The sequence below is a fragment of the Micromonospora krabiensis genome (assembly GCF_900091425.1).
GTDB lineage: Bacteria > Actinomycetota > Actinomycetes > Mycobacteriales > Micromonosporaceae > Micromonospora > Micromonospora krabiensis.
Window position 1 is genome coordinate 5,181,762 of record NZ_LT598496.1, and the last position, 14,449, is coordinate 5,196,210.

At 73.6% G+C, this 14,449-nt stretch carries 13 protein-coding genes; 8 read left to right on the forward strand and 5 right to left on the reverse strand.

From position 1 onward, the window contains the following. The first annotated feature begins 332 nt into the window (after positions 1 to 332). Positions 333 to 2,867 carry an ATP-dependent Clp protease ATP-binding subunit gene (locus GA0070620_RS23755; protein ID WP_091594365.1) on the forward strand — a complete coding sequence of 845 codons (2,535 nt, stop codon included), beginning with the start codon at positions 333 to 335 and terminating at the stop codon, positions 2,865 to 2,867. 108 nt (positions 2,868 to 2,975) lie between these two features. Here GA0070620_RS23755 and GA0070620_RS23760 read toward each other — a convergent pair whose 3' ends face one another. Further along, a complete protein-coding gene (locus GA0070620_RS23760) occupies positions 2,976 to 3,893 on the reverse strand; it encodes an HhH-GPD family protein (RefSeq protein ID WP_091594367.1) in 918 nt (305 codons plus the stop codon). Between the two features lie 95 nt (positions 3,894 to 3,988). On the opposite strand from GA0070620_RS23760, the gene GA0070620_RS23765 reads away from it, so the two are divergent. From GA0070620_RS23765 to GA0070620_RS23775, 3 genes are all read left to right on the forward strand, one after another. After that, positions 3,989 to 4,501: a glycine cleavage system protein R gene (locus tag GA0070620_RS23765; RefSeq protein ID WP_091594369.1), complete on the forward strand. Its 513-nt coding sequence runs from the start codon at positions 3,989 to 3,991 to the stop codon at positions 4,499 to 4,501. Next, positions 4,498 to 5,094: a peptide deformylase gene (locus tag GA0070620_RS23770; RefSeq protein ID WP_091594371.1), complete on the forward strand. Its 597-nt coding sequence runs from the start codon at positions 4,498 to 4,500 to the stop codon at positions 5,092 to 5,094. The genes GA0070620_RS23765 and GA0070620_RS23770 overlap by 4 nt, the downstream gene beginning before the upstream one ends. Positions 5,095 to 5,200: 106 nt before the next feature. Then, on the forward strand, positions 5,201 to 5,932 hold the full coding sequence (locus GA0070620_RS23775; RefSeq protein WP_091594373.1) for a hypothetical protein: 732 nt from the start codon (positions 5,201 to 5,203) through the stop codon (positions 5,930 to 5,932). A gap of 105 nt (positions 5,933 to 6,037) precedes the next feature. Here GA0070620_RS23775 and disA read toward each other — a convergent pair whose 3' ends face one another. The 4 genes from disA to GA0070620_RS23795 form a co-directional block, all read right to left on the reverse strand. Next, positions 6,038 to 7,222, reverse strand: coding sequence for a DNA integrity scanning diadenylate cyclase DisA (gene disA, locus GA0070620_RS23780; RefSeq protein ID WP_091599274.1), 1,185 nt, complete (start codon positions 7,220 to 7,222; stop codon positions 6,038 to 6,040). A gap of 131 nt (positions 7,223 to 7,353) precedes the next feature. Further along, the gene (radA, locus tag GA0070620_RS23785; RefSeq protein WP_091594375.1) at positions 7,354 to 8,811 is read right to left on the reverse strand and encodes a DNA repair protein RadA; all 1,458 of its coding nucleotides are present in this window, start codon (positions 8,809 to 8,811) and stop codon (positions 7,354 to 7,356) included. 91 nt (positions 8,812 to 8,902) lie between these two features. Continuing rightward, positions 8,903 to 9,664 (reverse strand): hypothetical protein, encoded by a 762-nt coding sequence (locus GA0070620_RS23790; RefSeq protein WP_091594377.1) that lies wholly within the window; start codon positions 9,662 to 9,664, stop codon positions 8,903 to 8,905. Between the two features lie 140 nt (positions 9,665 to 9,804). Beyond that, positions 9,805 to 10,644, reverse strand: coding sequence for a UbiA family prenyltransferase (locus GA0070620_RS23795; protein ID WP_091594379.1), 840 nt, complete (start codon positions 10,642 to 10,644; stop codon positions 9,805 to 9,807). Between the two features lie 46 nt (positions 10,645 to 10,690). Here GA0070620_RS23795 and GA0070620_RS23800 point away from each other — a divergent pair, with 46 nt between their 5' ends. The 4 genes from GA0070620_RS23800 to GA0070620_RS23815 all read left to right on the forward strand — a co-directional run bounded on the left by GA0070620_RS23800 (position 10,691) and on the right by GA0070620_RS23815 (position 14,444). Further along, a complete protein-coding gene (locus GA0070620_RS23800; protein ID WP_091594382.1) occupies positions 10,691 to 11,446 on the forward strand; it encodes a methyltransferase domain-containing protein in 756 nt (251 codons plus the stop codon). Positions 11,447 to 11,490: 44 nt separating this feature from the next. Beyond that, positions 11,491 to 12,657, forward strand: a complete 1,167-nt coding sequence (locus tag GA0070620_RS23805; protein ID WP_091594384.1) for an acyl-CoA dehydrogenase family protein — start codon at positions 11,491 to 11,493, stop codon at positions 12,655 to 12,657. Between the two features lie 68 nt (positions 12,658 to 12,725). After that, the gene (locus tag GA0070620_RS23810) at positions 12,726 to 13,784 is read left to right on the forward strand and encodes a type III polyketide synthase (protein WP_091594386.1); all 1,059 of its coding nucleotides are present in this window, start codon (positions 12,726 to 12,728) and stop codon (positions 13,782 to 13,784) included. A 33-nt stretch (positions 13,785 to 13,817) separates the two neighbouring features. Further along, the gene (locus GA0070620_RS23815) at positions 13,818 to 14,444 is read left to right on the forward strand and encodes a hypothetical protein (protein WP_157741702.1); all 627 of its coding nucleotides are present in this window, start codon (positions 13,818 to 13,820) and stop codon (positions 14,442 to 14,444) included. Positions 14,445 to 14,449: the final 5 nt, after the last annotated feature.

The window sequence follows — 14,449 nt, forward strand, 5'->3', positions numbered from 1 at the left end:
GATTCCGTCCACAACCTGTGGACAACTCCCGGTGGCCCGTCGACGGGCCGCGCCGACACGGATCCGACCCCGCCGGGGTGCGGACGGGCCCGCTCACGAGTGGGCCGAATTTCGCTCTGCGCGTAGCGCCGGAGGCCCCGGAACACCTCCTGAGCGCGCACGGTTGTGCAAAACGACGCGAACCCGGCTCCCGCCGGAGACACACGACCTCAGCTGAGTCGGTCCGCGGCGATAGAGTAATGAGGCACGGACGCCCGTCCCGGACGTCCGCGCACCGGCCCCGCCAAGATCTTTGACCATCAAGGCGCACGGCACGTGAGGAGCACGAGGGCATGTTCGAGCGGTTCACCGACCGAGCGCGACGGGTTGTCGTCCTGGCCCAGGAAGAGGCCCGGATGCTCAACCACAACTACATCGGTACGGAACACATCCTGCTGGGCCTGATCCACGAGGGTGAGGGCGTCGCCGCCAAGGCTCTGGAGAGCCTCGGCATCTCCCTGGAGGGCGTCCGGCAGCAGGTCGAGGAGATCATCGGCCAGGGCCAGCAGGCGCCGAGCGGGCACATCCCGTTCACGCCGCGGGCCAAGAAGGTGCTGGAGCTGTCGCTGCGCGAGGCGCTGCAGCTCGGCCACAACTACATCGGCACGGAGCACATCCTGCTCGGTCTGATCCGCGAGGGTGAGGGCGTCGCCGCCCAGGTGCTGGTCAAGCTCGGCGCCGACCTCAACCGGGTCCGCCAGCAGGTGATCCAGCTGCTCTCCGGCTACCAGGGCAAGGAGCCGGCCGCGGCGGGCGCCGCGGCGGGTGAGGCCGCGCCGTCGACCAGCCTCGTGCTGGACCAGTTCGGCCGCAACCTGACCCAGGCCGCCCGCGAGGGCAAGCTCGACCCGGTCATCGGGCGCGAGAAGGAAATCGAGCGGGTCATGCAGGTGCTCTCCCGCCGTACCAAGAACAACCCGGTCCTGATCGGTGAGCCCGGCGTCGGCAAGACCGCCGTGGTGGAGGGGCTGTCCCAGAAGATCATCAAGGGCGAGGTGCCCGAGACGCTCAAGGACAAGCAGCTCTACACGCTCGACCTCGGTGCGCTGGTCGCCGGTTCCCGCTACCGCGGTGACTTCGAGGAGCGCCTCAAGAAGGTGCTCAAGGAGATTCGCACGCGCGGCGACATCATCCTGTTCATCGACGAGATCCACACCCTGGTCGGTGCGGGTGCCGCCGAGGGCGCGATCGACGCGGCGAGCATCCTCAAGCCGATGCTGGCCCGTGGCGAGCTGCAGACCATCGGCGCCACTACCCTCGACGAGTACCGCAAGCACCTGGAGAAGGACGCCGCGCTCGAGCGCCGCTTCCAGCCGATCCAGGTGGGTGAGCCCTCGCTGGCCCACACCATCGAGATCCTCAAGGGCCTGCGCGACCGCTACGAGGCGCACCACCGGGTGAGCATCACCGACGCCGCTCTCGTCGCTGCCGCGACCCTGGCCGACCGCTACATCTCCGACCGCTTCCTGCCGGACAAGGCGATCGACCTGATCGACGAGGCCGGTGCCCGGATGCGGATCCGGCGGATGACCGCGCCGCCAGACCTGCGCGACTTCGACGAGCGGATCGCCCAGGTCCGCCGCGACAAGGAGTCCGCGATCGACGCGCAGGACTTCGAGCGCGCCGCCCAGCTGCGGGACAAGGAGAAGCAGCTCCTCGGCCAGAAGGCGCAGCGGGAGAAGGAGTGGAAGGCCGGTGACCTGGACGTCGTCAGCGAGGTCGACGACGAGCAGATCGCCGAGGTGCTCGGCAACTGGACCGGCATCCCGGTCTACAAGCTGACCGAGGAGGAGACCTCGCGCCTGCTGCGCATGGAGGACGAGCTGCACAAGCGCGTCATCGGCCAGGAGGACGCGGTCAAGGCGGTCTCGAAGGCGATCCGGCGTACCCGCGCCGGCCTGAAGGACCCGAAGCGTCCGTCGGGCTCGTTCATCTTCGCCGGCCCGTCCGGCGTCGGTAAGACCGAGCTGTCGAAGGCGCTGGCCGAGTTCCTGTTCGGCAGCGAGGACGCCCTCATCCAGCTGGACATGTCCGAGTTCCACGACCGCTACACGGTCTCCCGGCTGGTGGGTGCCCCTCCCGGCTACGTCGGCTACGACGAGGGCGGGCAGCTGACCGAGAAGGTGCGGCGTCGGCCGTTCTCGGTGGTCCTCTTCGACGAGATCGAGAAGGCCCACCCGGACGTCTTCAACACGCTGCTCCAGATCCTGGAGGACGGTCGGCTCACCGACGGTCAGGGCCGGATCGTGGACTTCAAGAACACGGTCATCATCCTGACCACCAACCTGGGCACGCGTGACGTGGCCAAGGCGGTGTCGCTCGGCTTCCAGGCGTCGGAGGACTCCGAGTCCAACTACGACCGGATGAAGCAGAAGGTCAACGACGAGCTCAAGCAGCACTTCCGGCCTGAGTTCCTCAACCGGATCGACGACACCATCGTCTTCCACCAGCTGCGTCAGCAGGAGATCCTGTCGATCGTCGACATCATGATCGCCCGCATCGAGACCCAGCTGAAGAACAAGGACATGGGTCTGGAGCTGACCGAGAACGCCAAGAAGTACCTGGCGACCAAGGGCTTCGACCCGGTTCTCGGTGCGCGTCCGCTGCGTCGCACGATCCAGCGCGACATCGAGGACAACCTGTCCGAGCGGATCCTCTTCAACGAGCTGACCCCGGGTCAGATCGTGGTGGTGGACTGCGAGGGCGACCCGAACAACATCGACAAGTCCAAGCTGGTCTTCCGGGGCGCGGACAAGCCGGTCACCGTGCCGGACGCCGTTCCCGCCGACCTCGGCGGCACCGCTGCCGCCGCGGGCGCGGACGAGTAAGACCAACAGGTAGCAGGGGCGGGGCCCCGGCGGCGAGAGCCGCCGGGGCCCCGCCTTTTCCGCACGTCAACGGGGACAGCCGGACGTCTCGCAAAAATCCACGGGCCGTCAGTAGGTCAGGTTCGGGGTGGGGAGGGGTGGCGCCGGGCCGTCGCCGGCGAGGCGGAACGCTTCGGTGCCGACCGGTTCGACCAGGCCGTCCTCGACCAGACCGGCCAGCGCCCGGGCGCGTTGGACGTCGTCGGCCCACACCTGGTCGAGGCGCTGATGGGGCACCGGACCGGTCGTCTCGCGCAGCACCCTCAGCAGGAGCCCGCGGACCTGCCGGTCGGTGCCCGCGTACCGCTGGGGTCGTCGAGTGGGGCCGGCCGGCGCCTCCTGGCCGGAGGCGCGCCACGCGCAGGTCGACTCCACCGGGCAGCGGTCACAGTGGGGTGCCCGGGCCGTGCAGATCAGCGCGCCCAGTTCCATGAACGCCGCGCTCGCCAGCGCCGCCGCGGCCGGTTCCTCGGGGAGCAGCTCCTCGGTGGCGACGAGGTCGGCGGGCCGGGTCGTCGGGCCGGCGTCGGGCTCACCGGCGATGGCCCGGCAGACGACCCGGCGGACGTTCGTGTCGACGACGGGGTGCCGCTGCCCGTACGCGAACGCGGCGACCGCCCGCGCCGTGTACGTGCCGACGCCCGGCAGGGCCAGCAGTTGGTCCAGGCGGTCCGGGACGGACCCGCCGTGCCGCTCCACGATCGCCACCGCGCATTCGCGCAGCCGCAGCGCCCGGCGCGGGTAGCCGAGCCGCCCCCACATGCGGATCGCCTCGGCGGGGCTGTCGGCGGCCAGCGCGGCCGGCACGGGCCAGCGGGCCAGCCACGCCTCCCAGGCGGGCAGCACCCGAACCACCGGCGTCTGCTGGAGCATCACCTCGCTGACCAGGATCGCCCACGCGCCGACGTCCGGTTTGCGCCACGGCAGGTCGCGGGCGTTCTCCTCGTACCAGCGGCTGACCAGCTCGGCGAACGTCGGTTCAGTCATGGTGTCGCCGATGATGTCACGCGTACCGGTCCCGGAGGGTGGGCGGGCCGGCCGGGTCGCCGGGACACCGCCACGGGATCGGGCAGAATGCCCTGATGAACGAGCTCGCGATCACCGTCATCGGCCGGGACCGGCCGGGCATCGTCGCCGACGTCGCGGAGGTGCTCGCCCGGCTGGGCGCGAACCTCACCGACAGCACGATGACCCGGCTGCGGGGACACTTCGCCATGACCCTGGTCTGCGTGGGCCCGGCCGCCGCCGATGTCGAGGCCGCGTTCGCCCCGCTCGCCGCCGACGGGCAGCTGCTGGCGACCGTACGCGCGGTGACGCCGGACGGCGAGGCGGCGCCGGGCGGCGAGCCGTACGTGATGGCGGTGCACGGGGCGGACCGGATGGGCATCGTCGCGGCGATGACCCGGGTCCTCGCCGAGGGCGGGGGCAACGTGACCGACCTGAGTACGCGGCTCACCGGATCGCTGTACGTCGTGGTCGCCGAGGTGGACCTGCCGCCGGGTGTCGCCGGCGCGCTGGCGGACCGGCTCGTGTCGACGGCTGCCGAGCTGGGCGTCGAGGTCAGCCTTCGGCCGGCGGATCCGGACCTGCTGTGACGGGCGAGCGGAGCGGGCCGGACGTCGCCCGCGGTGACGAGGAGTACGCGGGCCTCGGCGACTGGACACCGGAGACGCTGGAGGTGCCCGGTGAGGTGCGCGCCGTGGTGGCCGCCCCGCATCCGATGCTCAGCCGGGCCGGCGCCGAGGTGGACCCGACCTCGGCCGAGACCGTGCGGCTGGCCGCCGATCTGATCGCCACGATGCGGGTCTCGCCGGGTTGTGTCGGTCTTGCGGCGCCACAGGTCGGCGTGGGTGCGCAGGTGTTCGCGGTCGACGTCACCGGGCACCCGAAGGCCGTCACCGTGCACGGCACGTTCGTGCTGTGCAACGCCCGGGTGGTCGAGGCGAGCCGGTGGAAGCCGGGGCGTGAGGGCTGCATGTCGGTGCCGGACCTCACCGGTGACGTCAAGCGCGCCAGCCGGCTGGTGGTCGAGGGGGACCTGCCCGGCACGGGTAAGCCGGTGCGGCTGGTCACCGACGGCTTCGAGGCGCGGGCGCTGCAGCACGAGATCGACCACTGCGCGGGCCTGCTCTTCCTCGACCGGGTGGCCGGCGCCCACGCCGTCTACCAGCGCAAGGTCTATCTCTGACCGCACCGGCCCGGCGTCGACAATGGACTGATCCGTCGCGCGGTCTGGTGACGCTCCGGCGCGTCGCGACGGTTGCCGGGCCGCGCGCCACTACGGTGGGGGCATCATGCGTCTGACGGTCGGCCCCCTGCCACCCGCCGTTTACTGGCGGCGTCGCGCCGTCGTACTCGGAGCGGGGCTTCTCTTCCTGATTGTCCTGCTCTACTCGTGCACCGGGTCGGGCAACGGCGACGACAACCCTCGCGCGGGTTCGACCTCCTCGGCCGGCCCGGGGCCGACGGGATCGGTGCTCACACCGCAGACCGGGGCGCCGCCGTCCGCGGAGCCGTCGTCCGCGGAGCCGTCGGGCGCGCCCGAGGGGGAGCAGACGGCGTCCACCGCCGCGTCCAGCTCGCCCCCCGAGGCCCCGCCGGTGGCGCCGGCGGCCGGGGGCAGCGACGACGGCAGCTGCACGGACGCCGAGATCAGCGTGATCCCGGTGGCGAAGCCGGCCACCGTTCAGCGCGGCGCGCCGGTCGACCTGCAACTCAAGATCAAGAACACGTCCGACCGGACGTGCAGCCGCGACGTGGGCGCCGACCTCCAGGAGCTGTTCATCAAGTCGGGGGCGGAGAAGATCTGGTCCTCCGACACCTGCGGCACCGGCAAGGGCTCCGACGTCCAGTCGTTCACGCCGAACTTCGAGCGCTCCTACCAGATCGCCTGGAACGGCCAGGACAGCAGCCGCTGCGCCAACGGCGTCGCCAACGGGCCCAACCCGCCCGGCGGCAGCTACCAGGTCTTCGCCCGGGTGGGCACCAAGCTCAGCGAGCCGGTCAAGCTGACCATCACCGGCTGAGCCGGGCCCACTGGCTCAGCCGCCGTACCGTCCGGCCCGCCGCCGAAACGCGGGCGCTGGGCAGGCGCCACCCCGGCCGCCCAGGCCGCGACCCGTCGGGAGCGGTCAGACGTACCGTTCGAGGATGGACGCCTCGGCGAGCCGGGACAGGCCCTCGCGGACGCCACGCGCCCGGGCGTCGCCGACCCCCTCGACGGCCTGGAGGTCCTCGACGGTGGCGCCCAGCAGCCGCTGGAGGCTGCCGAAGTGCACCACCAGCCGGTCGACCACCGGCACCGGCAGCCGGGGCACCTTGGCGAGCAGCCGGAAGCCGCGCGGACTGACCGCCGCGTCGAGGGCGTCGGAGGCGGCCGGGTAGCCGATCGCCTTGGCGACCGAGACCAGGTCGATCAGCTCGGTGGCGCCGAGCAGGTCCAGCTCGACCAGTGCCTCGTCGAGGGTGCGGGACTTGCGGCCCGCCGGGAGGTAGTCGCGGATGACCAGGGTGCGGTCCGCGTCGACGCCCGCCATCAGCTCGTCGAGCTGGAGCGCGAGCAGGCGACCGTCGGTGCCCAGCTCGACCACGTAGCCGGCGATCTCGTCGGCGATCCGGCGGACCATCTCCAGCCGCTGCACCACCGCCACCGCGTCGCGCACGGTGACGAGGTCCTCGATCTCCAACGCGGACAGCGTGCCGGAGACCTCGTCGAGCCGGAGCTTGTAGCGCTCCAGGGTCGCCAGCGCCTGGTTGGCCCGGGACAGGATGGCCGCCGAGTCGTCCAGCACGTGCCGCTGGCCGTTGACGTAGAGGCTGATGATCCGCATCGACTGGCTGACGGAGATGACCGGGTAGCCGGTCTGGCGGGCGACCCGCTCGGCCGTGCGGTGCCGGGTGCCGGACTCCTCCGTCGGGATGGACGGGTCGGGCATCAGGTGCACGGCGGCGCGGACGATGCGGGTGCCGTCGCTGGAGAGCACCACGGCGCCGTCCATCTTGCACAGCTCCCGCACCCGCGTCGCGGAGAACTCGACGTCGAGCGGGAAGCCGCCGGTGCAGAGACCCTCGACCACCTTGTCGTAGCCGAGGACGATCAGGGCGCCGGTGCGCCCCCGCAGGATCCGCTCGAGGCCGTCGCGCAGGGCCGTGCCGGGCGCCATCAACGCCAGGTTGGCCCGCAGCGGGTCGCCGCCCGCGCCGACGGTGCCTCCGGTCACGCTCATGCTGATGGGACGGGCCGGCGAACCCACGGCGCCGGTGCGGGCGTGGGGCGTCGCGCCGGCAGGCTTGGTGGTGTCGCGGTCGATCGGCACGGGCACAGTCTACGGACTGCCGTGCGGTGGGTGCTGTCGTGGTTACTGTGATGTGTCACGATGCCCCCGCCCGACCCCGCCTCGGGTGTCCGGTATCGCCCCCCGCGCTCCCGTGCGGCGGCCACCGTCGGTCACTCGGCCGACGCGCGGGCGGCATGCTGCAGCGCCGAGCGGACATCGGTGACCTCCATCACCTTCATCTGCTCCGGCCCGGCGCCGGTGGACTGCGGGCCGCAGCCGGGCGGCACGAGCGCGACGCGGAAACCCAGCCGGGCGGCCTCGGCGAGTCGGCGCGGCACCGCGCCCACCCGGCGGACCTCGCCGGTCAGGCCGACCTCGCCGATCGCGACCAGGTGCGGCGCGATGGCCAGGTTGAGTCCCCCGGAGGCGACCGCGAGGGCGACCGCGAGGTCGGCGGCCGGCTCGACCACCCGGATGCCGCCCACGGTGGCCGCGAAGACCTCCCGGTCGTGGAGGGTGAGCCGCTCGGTGCGCCGTTGGAGCACCGCCAGCACCATCGCGAGCCGGGCCGAGTCGAGCCCGGAGACCGTGCGCCGGGGCGAGCCGGCCACCGTCGCGCCGATCAGCGCCTGCACCTCGGTGACCAGGGCCCGCCGCCCCTCCATGGCCACCGTCACGCAGGTGCCCGGCACCGGCTCCGAGTAGCGGGTGAGGAAGAGCCCGGACGGGTCGGCCAGGCTGGTGATGCCCCCCTCGTGCATCTCGAAGCAGCCGACCTCGTCGGCGGCGCCGAACCGGTTCTTGACCCCGCGCACCAACCGGAGCGAAGAGTGCTTGTCGCCCTCGAAGTGCAGCACCACGTCGACCAGGTGCTCCAGCACCCGGGGACCGGCGACCTGCCCGTCCTTCGTGACGTGACCGACCAGCACGGTGGCGATGCCGCGCTCCTTGGCGACCGACACGAGGGCGGCGGTGACCGCACGGACCTGGGTCACCCCGCCGGGCACCCCTTCGGTGCCGGTGGTGGAGATGGTCTGCACCGAGTCGAGCACCAGCAGCCCCGGCTTGACCGCGTCGAGGTGGCCGAGGACGGCGGCCAGGTCGCTCTCGGCGGCCAGGTAGAGCTGGTCGTGCAGGGTGCCCATCCGCTCGGCCCGCAGGCGGACCTGGCTGACCGACTCCTCACCGCTGACCACGAGCGAGGGGCTGCCGGCGCCGGCGGCCCACTGCTGGGCCACGTCGAGCAGCAGGGTGGACTTGCCGACCCCCGGCTCGCCGGCGAGCAGCACCACCGCGCCCGGCACGAGGCCGCCACCGAGGACGCGGTCGAGCTCGCTCACGCCGGTCGGGCGGGCCCGGGCCGGCGCGGCGCTGATCGTGGCGATCGGGCGGGCCGGCTCGGCCGGCATGCGCGAGCTGACCACCCGGCCGGAGACCGTGGGACCGGTGATCGTCGACTCGACCACCGAGCCCCACTCGCCGCACTCCGGGCAGCGCCCCACCCACTTGGGCGGTTGGTGCCCGCAGGCGTCGCACTCGTAGGCCGGCCGGGGCTCGCGGGCGGAGGCGCGGCCTCGGGAACCGGTCGCCGCGCCGCCGCGCGGGGAGGTGGATCGGGAGGTGGTCACAACCGGACGCTAGCCGTGTCGTACGACGAAAACGAAGACACCGCCGGCGTGGTGGTCGCCACGCCGGCGGTGTCGTCGAGATCGGGGTGGGTCAGCCGCCGTGGCCGGCGCCGCCCTCGTCGGTGTCCTCGTGGCCGCCCTCGCGCTCGATGATCGGGGAGGGACGGGGGCCCGGGGTGAACGGCACCGCGATCGGGGCCGGACCGGTGACCGTGTTGCCGTTGCCGAAGTCGAAGGTCACGAAGACGTTCTGACCGGAGAGCAGCGCCTCGTTCAGGCCGACCAGCTCGAGCACGCGGCCGGACTGCTCGTTCAGCTGGACGTAGCTGAGCGGCGCGATCTCGATCCGGGCCGGCTGACCGGCGGGTGCCGACGGGCTGGCCGACTCCGACGGGCTGGCCGACTCCGACGGGCTGGCCGATCCGCTCGGCGAGCCCGAGCCGCTGGGGGACGCCGACGCGGAACCGGACGGGCTGGCCGACGCCGACTCCGACGGGCTCGCGGACGCGGACGGGCTGGCCGAGGCGCCGGTGCCGGTGAGGACGACCGAGCGGGCGTCCTGGGTGGTGACGGTGACCGTGACCGGGTTGCGCGTGTCGTTGTAGATCACCGCGTTGAGCTTGGCGTTCTCGCCCGCCCGGTAGCCCTCCACGCCGGGGAAGTCCACCAGCAGGCCACGGACCGCGAGCATGCCGTTCGCGGCGGAGAGATTGACGCCCTGGACCGACGGCTCCTTGCTGGCGGTCTCGGAGATCTGCCCCGCGCCGCACCCGGACAGCAGCAGGCTGGTCGCCGCCGCCACCCCGGACAGCAGCAGGGCCGCCCGCCGGGAACCCCTGATCGAGCGCGTCACGTCGGTCCTCCTCGTCACGATCACACCCGGTCGCGTACGCCGGGCACGGTGGCCATGCCCGCGCAGACCGCGCTCCAGGGTAGTTGGGGCTGATCGAGGCCCGCACGCCGACCCGGGGATGCCACCTCGGGGGGTGACGCTCAGACCACCCGACCGCTCGTGACCAGCAGGACCACGTCGATGAGCGCCACCAGCATCACGGCACGGAAGGCGCTCACCGGCCGCCGCCCCGCCTGGACCGCCGCGCGGCCGCCGTACCAGCCGACGAGCGGCGCCACGACGGCGGCCAGCACCGCGGTGAGCCCCACTCCCGACGGCGGCCCCGGCGGGCCGAAGACCAGGGTGCCGGTCGCCGCCAGCAGCAGCCCGGCGGCGGCGACCCGGCTGCCGTTCGCGCCCAGCCGGTGCGGCAGGCCGCGGACCCCGGTCCGGGCGTCGTCGGCGAGGTCCGGCAGGACGTTGGCGAAGTGTGCCCCGGCGCCGAGGAGGGCGCCGGCGGTGACCAGCCAGACCGGGGGCGCCGGCGCGCCGGGGAGGGCCAGCACCACGAAGGCGGGCAGCGCGCCGAAGGAGACGGCGTAGGGCAGCACCGACAGCGGGGTGGACTTCAGCGGCCAGTCGTAGAGCAGCGCGGAGACCAGCGCGAGGGTCAGGCAGACCGCCGCCCACGGGTTCGTGAGCAGCGCCAGCGCCGGAGTGGCGAGCGCGGCCACCGCCGCGGACCAGGCCACCGTGCGGCGGCCGACCGCGCCGGAGGGGATCGGTTTGTCGGTACGCCCCACCGCGGCGTCCCGCCCGGCGTCGACCGCGTCGTTGGTCCAGCCGGTCGCGAGCTGGCTGGCCAGCACCGACAGTGCCACGGCGGCGGTCCCGGCGGGCCGGTGACCGACGCCGACGGCCAGCAGACCGGCCACCGTGGTCACCGCCGCGGTCGGTTCGGGATGGCTCGCCCTGACCAGCCCTAACACCGTTGTCGACATAAGGGAAGTCTGGTCGTTACCGGGGAGTCATGCCACGCTCAGTCCCATGCGAGACGTGGCTCCGGCGCCCACCCGGAGGCGGGCGCTGCCGCGCAACGACCCGCGGCAGTACGACGACCTGGCCGGCGAGTGGTGGCGGCCGGACGGCGTGTTCGCGATGCTGCACTGGCTCGCCGAGGCGCGGGCCGCCCTGGTGCCGCCCGCCGACCGTCCCGGCGCGCTGCTGGTGGACCTCGGCTGCGGCGCCGGCCTGCTCGCGCCGCACCTGGCGGGCCGGGGCTACCGGCACGTGGGTGTCGACCTGACCCGTTCGGCGCTGGCCCAGGCCGCCGCGCACGGCGTCTCGCCGGTCAACGGCGACGCCACGGCGGTGCCGCTGGCCGACGGCTGCGCGGACGTGGTGGCCGCGGGCGAGCTGCTGGAGCACGTGCCCGACTGGCGGCGGGTGGTGGCCGAGGCCTGCCGGCTGCTCCGCCCGGGTGGCCTGCTGGTGCTGGACACCCTCAACGACACCCTGCTGAGCCGGATCGTCGCGGTCCACCTCGGCGAGCGGCTGCCCACGGTGCCGAAGGGCATCCACGATCCACGGTTGTTCGTGGACGACCGTGAGCTGGTCAGCGAGTGCGCCCGCCACGGTGTCGCGCTGCGGGTGCGCGGCGTACGCCCCGAGGTGGGCGGTCTGCTCGGCTGGCTGCTCCGGCGGGCCCGTGGGGCGGCGGCCCCGGCCGGGCGTGCGCCGCGCATCGTGCCGACCCGCTCGGCTGCGGTGCTGTACCAGGGCTGGGGGGTCCGGAAAGGATAGTCACGACCGGCGGGGGTATTGGGGACGCCGAGAAGGGGGCGGAAATGACGGTGCACGCGCTGGAGGCGGCCCGCCGGTTGGCGCCGCGGTTCGCCGCCCGGGCGGCGGAGCACGACCGGGACGGCTCCTTCCCGGTCGAGGATTTCCAGGACCTGCGGGAGGCGGGTCTGTTCGGCCTGATGGTCCCCCGCGAACGGGGCGGCCTGGGGGCGACCTTCGCCGAGTACGCGGCGGTCGCCACCGAACTGGCCCGGGGCAACGGCGCGACCGCGCTGGTGTTCAACATGCACGCCTCGGTCACCGGCGCCCTCGGCGCGGTCACCGAGGAGCTGGCGGAGGCGCTGGGTGTGCCGGACGAGGCCCTGGCCGCCCGGGACCGGCTGCTCACCGCGGCCGCCCAGGGCTCCTGGTACGCGGTGGCGATGAGCGAGCGGGGCGCGGGGGCCCGGCTGTCGCAGCTCAGCACGGTCTACGAGCCGGTCGACGGGGGCTGGCACCTCAAGGGGAGCAAGACGTTCTGCTCCGGCGCCGGGCACGCCGACGGCTACCTGGTGGCGGCGCGCAGCGCCGGTGACCAGTCGGTGGTCTCGCAGTTCCTGGTGCCGGCCGGCGCCGGCCTCACCGTCGAGCCGACCTGGGACTCGCTCGGCATGCGGGCCACCGCGTCGCACGACCTGCACCTGGACGTGACGGTTCCGGGCGACCGCCTGTTGGGCGGGGTGGAGGGCCTGGCCCTGGTGGTCGCCCAGCTCATGCCGCACTGGCTGGTGGCGAGCTACGCCGCGGTCTACGTGGGCGTGGCGCGGGCGGCGATCGACGCGGCCGCCGAGCACCTGAACGCGCGCAACCTGGCCGGCCTGCCGGCGGTCCGGTCCCGGCTGGGCCGCGCCGACGCGGCGGTGGCCGCGGCCGACCTGGCGGTCCGCGAGGCGGCGCGGCGGGTGGACGAGGCGCCGGGCGACGCGGAGACGAACCGCTGGGTGTGGCGGGCCAAGCTGCTCGCCGGCACCACCGCCGCCGAGGTGGCCGCGTCGGTGCTGGAGGCGGCGGGTACGTCGGCCACCCGCCGGGGGCACCCGCTGGAGCGGCTCTACCGCGACGCCCGGTGCGGCTCGCTGCACCCGGCCACCTCGGACGTGTGCGCCGACTGGCTCGGAATCGCGGCGCTGGGCGGTGACCCGGACCGGGACGGGTCGGCGCCTCGTTGGTGAGCGTGGGGCGCCCGGGTTCGTCCCGGGTCGGGGAGGGGCTCCGGGAAAGGGCAGCGTTCGGACGAGAGGTGGGGATCGTGTCCGTACCGGTGATCGCGGGCCTGGGGACGGCGCAGCCGCCCTCCGCCGCACAGGACGAGTTGTGGGCCGGCTACTTCTCCCGGCATTTCTCCGGCACCACCCGGTCGCTGGCGGAGCGGATCTTCGCCAACTCCGGCGTCAGCCGCCGGCAGGCGGCGGTCAATCCGCTGTTGGAGGACGTCTCCGACTGGCCGACGGAGCGGCGGATGCGGCGCTATCTCGTCGAGGCGTTGCCGCTGGGCAAGGAGGCGGTCGGCCGGGCGCTGACGGCGGCCGGTCTGGACGCCGCCGACATCGGCCTGTTCGTCGTCTGCTCGTGCACCGGCTACGCCACCCCGGGGCTGGACATCCTGCTCGCCCGGGACCTCGGCATGGCCCCGGACACCCAGCGGATGTTCGTCGGGCACATGGGCTGCTACGCGGCGCTGCCCGGGCTCGGGGCGGCCAGCGACTTCGTGACCGCCCGGGGGCGCCCGGCTCTGCTGCTCTGCGCCGAGTTGACCAGCCTGCACATCCAGCCGGCGACGGCCCGGGTGGACACACAGCAGATCGTCTCGCACGCACTCTTCTCGGACGCGGCGGTCGCGGCCGTGGTACTTCCCGACGGCCCGGGGTACGCGCTGCGCGAGGTCACCTCGGTCACCGACACCTCCACGGCCGACCACATGACCTGGGACGTCACCGACGCGGGTTTCCGCATGGGGCTGTCGCCGAAGGTGCCCCAGGTGCTCTCCACCCATGTCCGGGGCCTGGTCGACGACCTCCTCGCCCGGTACGGCTGCACGGTGGCCGACGTGGACGGTTGGGCCGTCCACCCGGGTGGTCCGCGGATCCTCAACGTGGTCGAGCGGGAGCTGGCGTTGCCGCCCGAGGCGCTGGCCGCGTCCCGGGCGACGCTCGGCGAGCACGGCAACTGCTCGTCCCCGACGGTGCTGCTGATCCTGGACCGGCTGCGTCGGGCCGCCACTCCGCCGGAGCGCATCCTCATGCTCGCCTTCGGGCCGGGCCTCACCCTCTACGCCGTGCTGCTCGATCGACAGGGGTGATCGGGCGGGCGTCCGGCGGTTACGCTGATGCCCGTGAGCGGCGGGCGCGACGCGAGCGGCGAGGCGGGTGACCGGCTGCGGGCCGGGATCCTGGCCGGTGCGACCGCGCTCGCCCTCGTCGTGGGTGGCTGGTGGTGGCAGGCCAGCGCGCCATTCACCGGCCCGGCCCCGGGCGCGCCCCAGTCGTCGGCGGAGCGGTCCGCGCGGCTGGTGCCGACCGATTCCGACAACGGCGCCGTGTTCCGCGTCGACCCCTCCACCGGCGCCGCCTTCCGGGTCGACCGGGGATCGGCCGAGGCCCCCGGCAACGTGGACGGGCGCCGGCGGGGCGCGGACGCCGTCGAGGCCGAACTGCCCCACCTGCCGAGGACCCACTGGCGTGAGCAGACGGCGCTCAGCCCGCAGCGGGGCGTGACCCGGCAGGCCCAGACCACGGACGGCGCCCACTACGAGCTTCAGCACTCCTGCGTCGGTTCGGGTGACCTGCGGATCACGGTCTACGGTTCACGGTCCGCCGGCCAGGACCAGTTCCAGGTGGAGTGTGACGGCTCGCTCACCGGAGTCACCCTGGTCGGCTCGGGCGACCCGCTCCGGATCTCGCTGACGACGGCCGACGACCGGCCGATCCGGGTCGAGGCGCAGCTCGTCGCACTCGCCTGAGCGCC

Bases quoted from the DNA above. Each gene is read 5' to 3' on its own strand.
- GA0070620_RS23755 (WP_091594365.1), top strand. From the start codon at position 333: ATGTTCGAGCGGTTCACCGACCGAGCGCGACGGGTTGTCGTCCTGGCC.
- GA0070620_RS23760 (WP_091594367.1), bottom strand. From the start codon at position 3,893: ATGACTGAACCGACGTTCGCCGAGCTGGTCAGCCGCTGGTACGAGGAG.
- GA0070620_RS23765 (WP_091594369.1), top strand. From the start codon at position 3,989: ATGAACGAGCTCGCGATCACCGTCATCGGCCGGGACCGGCCGGGCATC.
- GA0070620_RS23775 (WP_091594373.1), top strand. From the start codon at position 5,201: ATGCGTCTGACGGTCGGCCCCCTGCCACCCGCCGTTTACTGGCGGCGT.
- GA0070620_RS23795 (WP_091594379.1), bottom strand. From the start codon at position 10,644: ATGTCGACAACGGTGTTAGGGCTGGTCAGGGCGAGCCATCCCGAACCG.
- GA0070620_RS23800 (WP_091594382.1), top strand. From the start codon at position 10,691: ATGCGAGACGTGGCTCCGGCGCCCACCCGGAGGCGGGCGCTGCCGCGC.
- GA0070620_RS23805 (WP_091594384.1), top strand. From the start codon at position 11,491: ATGACGGTGCACGCGCTGGAGGCGGCCCGCCGGTTGGCGCCGCGGTTC.